Annotated in this window: 7 protein-coding genes; 4 read left to right on the forward strand and 3 right to left on the reverse strand. The window is 62.9% G+C overall.

The genetic code is table 11. The features are described from left to right. From ENZ75_RS17870 to ENZ75_RS17885, 4 genes are all read left to right on the forward strand, one after another. Positions 1-631: nitrite/sulfite reductase (locus ENZ75_RS17870; protein WP_164887857.1), on the forward strand; the 631-nt coding region annotated here is incomplete at its 5' end. Further along, positions 606-1,370: a phosphoadenylyl-sulfate reductase gene (locus tag ENZ75_RS17875; protein ID WP_024502838.1), complete on the forward strand. Its 765-nt coding sequence runs from the start codon at positions 606-608 to the stop codon at positions 1,368-1,370. The genes ENZ75_RS17870 and ENZ75_RS17875, both read left to right, overlap by 26 nt. Positions 1,371-1,543: 173 nt before the next feature. Next, positions 1,544-2,077, forward strand: a complete 534-nt coding sequence (locus ENZ75_RS17880) for a DUF934 domain-containing protein (protein WP_063169016.1) — start codon at positions 1,544-1,546, stop codon at positions 2,075-2,077. Positions 2,078-2,173: 96 nt separating this feature from the next. Continuing rightward, positions 2,174-3,781, forward strand: coding sequence for a GMC family oxidoreductase N-terminal domain-containing protein (locus ENZ75_RS17885; protein ID WP_063169015.1), 1,608 nt, complete (start codon positions 2,174-2,176; stop codon positions 3,779-3,781). 123 nt (positions 3,782-3,904) lie between these two features. Here the strand turns inward: ENZ75_RS17885 and ENZ75_RS17890 are convergent, their stop codons facing one another. The 3 genes from ENZ75_RS17890 to ENZ75_RS17900 form a co-directional block, all read right to left on the reverse strand. Continuing rightward, positions 3,905-4,927 carry a fatty acid desaturase gene (locus ENZ75_RS17890; RefSeq protein ID WP_063169014.1) on the reverse strand — a complete coding sequence of 341 codons (1,023 nt, stop codon included), beginning with the start codon at positions 4,925-4,927 and terminating at the stop codon, positions 3,905-3,907. A gap of 152 nt (positions 4,928-5,079) precedes the next feature. After that, entirely contained in the window at positions 5,080-5,583 is a 504-nt protein-coding gene (locus ENZ75_RS17895) for a hypothetical protein (RefSeq protein WP_335916267.1), read from the reverse strand. After that, positions 5,558-5,755: a hypothetical protein gene (locus ENZ75_RS17900; RefSeq protein WP_024502834.1), complete on the reverse strand. Its 198-nt coding sequence runs from the start codon at positions 5,753-5,755 to the stop codon at positions 5,558-5,560. The genes ENZ75_RS17895 and ENZ75_RS17900 overlap by 26 nt, the downstream gene beginning before the upstream one ends. Between the last annotated feature and the right edge of the window lie 273 nt (positions 5,756-6,028).

Here is a 6,028-nt window from a genome sequence, read left to right on the forward strand (position 1 = left end):
GCCTGGCGACGCCTCGGACAGCCAGATGGACGCAATCGCCGGCATCGCCGAGACATATGGCTTTGACGAGCTGCGTGTCAGCCATGAGCAGAACCTGATCCTGCCGCATGTGGCCCGCGCCGACCTCAAGGCGGTCTATGATGCGCTGGTCGGCATCGGCCTGGCGACGGCCAATTCCAACCTGATATCGGACATCATCGCTTGCCCGGGCCTCGACTACTGCGCGCTGGCCACGGCGCGCTCGATCCCAATCGCGCAGGAAATCTCGCGCCGCTTCGCCTCGCTTGAGCGGCAGCGCGAGATCGGCGAACTGAAGCTGAAGATCTCCGGCTGCATCAACGCCTGCGGTCATCACCATGTCGGCCACATCGGCATCCTCGGCGTCGAGAAGAAGGGCTCCGAACTCTATCAGGTGACGCTGGGCGGCTCGGCCGACGAGAACACCTCGGTCGGCGAGATCATCGGCCGCGGCTTCTCTTCGGAAGAGATCACCGACGCCATCGAACAGATCGTCGAGACCTATCTCGGCCTTCGGCTCGACCCACAAGAGAAATTCATCGACGCCTACCGCCGAGTCGGTCCCGCGCCGTTCAAGGAGGCGCTCTATGCTGGCGAAGCCAAGGCCGCTTGACCGTATTGGAGACGTCGATGACGGCATCGCCGCCAAAGCGGCAGGGCTCGACGCGCTCTATGGTCATCTGAAGCCGCTCGAGATCATCGAACGCTCGGCCCGCGAACTGTTCCTCGACGAGATCGCGGCGGTGTCGTCGTTCGGCGCGGATTCGGCTGTGCTGCTGCACATGATCGCCAAGATCGACCGGACGCTGCCGGTCATCTTCCTCGACACCGGCAAGCATTTCGAGGAGACGCTCGGCTATCGCGATGCGCTCGCCGCCGATTTCGGGCTGACCAACATAAGGGTGATCAAACCCGAGGAAGCAGCACTCGAACGGATCGATCCGACGGGCAATCTGCACCAAAGCGATACCGATGCCTGCTGCGACGTGCGCAAGGTGGAGCCGCTGGCGCGCGGTGTCGCGCCATTTCGTGCCTGGCTCACTGGCCGCAAGCGTTTTCAGGCCGCGACGCGGGCAGCGCTGCCGGTGTTCGAGGCGGTCGGTCCGCGCATCCGCATCAATCCGCTGGCGCATTGGACGACATCGGACCAGGCCGACTATATGCGCGCGCATGCGCTGCGCGAAAATCCGCTGGTCGCTTATGGCTATCTGTCGATCGGCTGCTTCCCGTGCACGCAGCCGGTGCAGCCGGGCGAGGACGCGCGCAGCGGCCGCTGGGCCGGTCATGCCAAGACCGAGTGCGGCATTCACCTGTCGGGGCTGGAGAAGTCGCTGACCGACGCATCCCTTTAGGATATGCTGATATTCAGGTAAGGCTGGCCTGCAAACGGCGGCTTCCTGCGCTTCCGGTGCTCACGTACTTCAAGTATGCTCCGCTCCGGTTCTCGGAAGCCGCCATTTTCGGCGCAGCCTGACCTGAATCTCAACACATCCTTGGTTTCGTTTGACTGTTTAGGAACTTTTTGATGACTGAACCGACGACACCGGAGACCCGGCTCTGGACCCCTGCGGGTTTTCAGGAGGATGAGTGGACGCATGCCGAAAGCGCCGATGCGCTGTCCGGCAACGGCCGCTTCATCCTGCCGTTGCAAGTCTTCCTCGATCTCGATCCGGAGGTGCGCCGCTCGGCCAAGGAACGGCTCGGCGTCCTGCTGCAGCCGGGTGATCAGCTCGAGAAGGTCGCCGACCTGCTCGACCAGCTGTCGCTGGTGGCGCTGGCCTTTCCGGCCTTCAGCGACGGCCGCTCCTTCTCCAAGGGAGAGCTGCTGCGCGGCCGCTACCATTTCGAAGGTGCCGTTCGCGCTACCGGCCAGGTGCTGGTCGACCAACTGCCGCATATGCTGCGGCTGGGCTTCGACGAGTTCGAGATATCGAACCCCGTGCTGTTGAAGCGCCTGGAGGAGGGCCGCACCGGCGGATTGGGGCTCTACTACCAGCCAGCCGCCGTGCCGGAACCAAAAGGCCCGAAATACTCCTGGCGGCGCGTTCGCAGCGGCTGACGTTGCGGTAATTCCGCGCGTCTTTACAACGCCCCCTGTTCAAGCCTTCTCTTGAGCTTCCGGATGGAAAATCCGGAATGATCGGGGAGGGTCTTCATGCGTTACGACTATGTCATAGCCGGCGCTGGGTCCGCCGGCTGTGCGCTTGCCGCACGGCTTTCGGAAGACCCCTCGAAAACGGTCTGCCTGATCGAAGCTGGCGGCGAGGGCAGGGATATGCTGATCCGCGCTCCGGCTGGCATTATCGGTATGCTTTCCGGCCGGCCCAGGATCAACAATTGGGCCTTCGAAACCGTGCCGCAGCAAGGTCTTGGCGGCCGCAAGGGCTACCAGCCGCGCGGCAAGGCGCTGGGCGGCTCCAGCGCCATCAATGCGATGCTCTATGTCAGGGGCCATCGCAGCGACTATGACGAATGGGCCGATCTGGGCTGTGAGGGCTGGTCATGGGATGAGGTTCTGCCCTATTTCCGGCGCGCCGAAGGCAATGAGCGCGGCACTGATGCCCTGCATGGCGGGGACGGCCCGTTGAAAGTGTCGAACCAGCGCTCGCCGAGGCCAATCGCCAAGGCCTTCATAGAGGCTTGTGCCGAAAACCAGATTCGCGCCTTGGACGATTTCAACGGACCGGAACAAGAGGGCGCCGGCTATTTCCAGGTGACCCAATTTGCCGGTGGCGCCCGTAATGGCGAGCGCTGTTCGACTGCCGCCGCCTATCTCCATCCGGTGATGCAGCGGACCAATCTGACCGTGATCACGCGGGCGCACGCCACAGGCATCGTCCTTGACGGCAAGCGGGCCACCGGTATCCGCTACCGGACACGCAAAGGCGAGGCAGTGGCGCAGGCGTCGTGCGAGGTGATCCTGTGTGGCGGTGCCTTCGGTTCGCCGCAGTTTCTGTTGCTGTCGGGTATCGGCCCGGCGGCCGAACTTGCCGTGCATGGCGTTCCCGTCGTCCACGAATTGCCGGGCGTCGGCAAGAACCTGCAGGACCACCTCGATTTCATCGTCGGCTGGAGATCGAAGGACACCGATATGCTTGGCATGAGCCCGCGCGGCGCGTTGGGTTTCCTACGGCATATCGCGCAGTGGCGGCGGGATGGGACCGGGCTGATCGCCTCGCCGGCGGCCGAGAGCGGCGCTTTCGTCAAATCCGACCCGGCGCTTGAGCGCCCTGACCTGCAGCTGCAATTCGTCATCGGGCTGGTCGAAAACCATGCGCGCACGCTGCACTACGGCTTCGGCTTCTCCTGTCATGTCTGCATATTGCGGCCGCACTCGCGTGGCGAGGTTGGGCTGGCCAGCGCCGATCCACTTGCCGCGCCGCGCATCGATCCGCGCTTTCTCAGCGACCAGCGCGATGCGGAGCTGCTGTTGAAAGGCGTGAGGATCACCCGGCAGGTGCTGGCTTCACCGGCGCTGACGCGCTACCGGCACAAGGAAATGCACATCGCCGGCGAGCCAAGCGATGCCGATCTGATGACCCATATCCGTACCCGCGCCGACACGGTCTATCACCCGGTCGGCTCCTGTCGGATGGGCGTCGACGAGATGGCGGTGGTCGATCCGCAACTCAAGGTGCGCGGGCTTGAAGCCTTGCGTGTCGTGGACGCCTCGGTGATGCCGACACTGATTGGTGGCAACACCAATGCGCCAACCATCATGATCGCCGAAAAGGCCGCCGACATGATCAGGGCTGCCTGGTAGGAGCTCCAGGCGCGGTGCCTATAGACTGGCGGTCGTTTTACTTTTCTTGGTTTGACGCAATTGCCCCAGGGAAAACGCTACGCGCTTTCCCTGGAAACCGTTCACCACTTCTGCTGGAATTGCTTAAGCCGCCGCCCGTGCCTCGCGGAACGACACCAGCTTGCGGCGGTTCTCGTCCCACAACGCCAGTTTAACGCAGCGCAGGCTTTCCAGCAGCGTGACACGGCCGATGTCGCGCAGCTCGGGATAATCCCGCAGCACTTCCTGCAACCGGTAGCACGGCACCTTGGCGGAGAGGTGATGGACGTGATGGACACCGATGTTGCCGGTGAACCAGTTCAGCACCGGCGGGAGGTCGTAATAGGACGATCCGTGCAAGGCGGCGTGCTGGAATTCCCAGTCGACATCCTTCGCCCATTCCGTTTCCTCGAACTGGTGCTGGACATAGAACAGCCAGATGCCGGCCGAACCGGCGAGGATGACGATCGGCAGGTGGACCACCAGGAACGCGCCGGGACCGACGAACCAAATGAGGATGGCTGCTGCGACCGCGATGCCAAGATTGGTGGTCATCGACGACACCCAAGGGGTCAGGCCGCCGCGCATCATGCCGACGGGCAGCCTTTGCTCGAAGATGAACAGCCAGATAGGACCGAGCCCGAACATCACCAGCGGGTGGCGATAGAGACGATAGGCAAGGCGGCCTCGCCACGACATCTGCCGGTATTCTGCAACGGTCAGCGTCCGGATGTCGCCCATGCCGCGTTCGTCAAGATTGCCGGCGCTGGCGTGGTGGGTCGCGTGGGCGCGCCGCCAGCAATCGTAGGGCGTCAGCGTCAGGATGCCGAGCGCGCGGCCGATCCAGTCGTCCGCGTAGCGATTGGCGAAGAAGGAGCCGTGGCCGCAATCGTGCTGGATCATGAAGATGCGCACCAGAAACCCGGCCGCGGGAAGGATGAGGATCAGTCCCCACCAATGGCCATAGGCATAGGCCGCCGAGGACAGGCCCCAGAGCATGGCGAATGGAATGAGAGTGATGGCGAGTTCGACGGTGCTGCGCCGCCTGTCAGGCTTCTTGTAGCGGGCGAGAATCTTCAGCCAGGCGCGCTTGCTGTTGGCGACCGTCTCAGGGGAAATCATGTTCATCAGGAAGCATAGGCGGGGTGCCTCGCCGCCGCAAGGCGACATCACGCAAAATTACTGTGCGTAATTGTCGCGTGGCCCGGCGGTCGAGCCAGCCAACCGCCGGTTCGACCTGCTGATGATTCTGAGCGTCGGTTTTCCGCTGAGGTCGATCGCTATTCGCGATCGAGGATGGGACAGCCGCGCTCGGTGCCAAAAGTCACGCGCACGCGGTCGCCACCCTGTCTGCCGCGGACTGTGATCTCCCGGCGGCCGACGGACTCTATCCTTGCGCGGCGGATGCCCATTCGGTCTGCCTTGTCGAGGGCCCGGTCCTCCGTGCAGCCTCGTTGACGGCGGTCGCGCCGGTCGTCGCGACGGGGGCCTTCGCAATCGTCATAGGCGGGGTCGCAATCTTCCATGAGCTTCAGCCGCGGGCCATGTTTGCCCAATTGCAGCTGCAGATTGTCTGCTTGTGCCGGAAAAGCCGCCAAGGTGATGGCGCCGAGGCCGACAAGCGCCATCAGCGATGAGGTGATCGAAACCTTGCGCACTACGTCCTCCATTTTGAACCACAACACATCTATCCTTAGATGGTTCGGCTCTCCCCGGCTATTGCCGATAGGAGGTTTGCTGCCAAGATTGATTGTTGCGTTACCGCCGGCGCCAGCCGATGTCACCGCGCTCCGCCCCATCGAGGCGGTCGAGCAGTTCTCGGAGCCGGTCGGGAATGTCGGCCTCGGTGCGGAAGGCCGGCAAGGTGCGTAGAAAGCGGGTCACCGCCTCGGCACCCAACTGGCGCCTGACCTCGATGGCCAGCCCTTCTGCCTTTTCGCCCGTGTTGCGGGTCATCGTCTCAAAATCCTGTGTCGGCTTCGAAACTCCTCCAGCAAGGGAATGGTTCCCCCATCCTGCCTGTGGGGCAAGCAAAGCCGGCAGTTAAGGTAAAATTTGAATTAAAATCGAAATGCCTTGCCTGCCATTGTCCGGCCTTGGCCGGTGGCTTCCATAATCGCTTACCCCTTGATTTTTGGCTGCCAAACATCGATATCGGGCACAAAATCCACATCATTCGAGATTGACGGGAAACGGCGATGAGCGACCAGGCAAAAGACGAACGCGCGC

The sequence above is a fragment of the Mesorhizobium sp. M7A.F.Ca.CA.002.04.1.1 genome (genome assembly GCF_004022805.1).
Classification (GTDB): Bacteria; Pseudomonadota; Alphaproteobacteria; order Rhizobiales; family Rhizobiaceae; genus Mesorhizobium; species Mesorhizobium ciceri.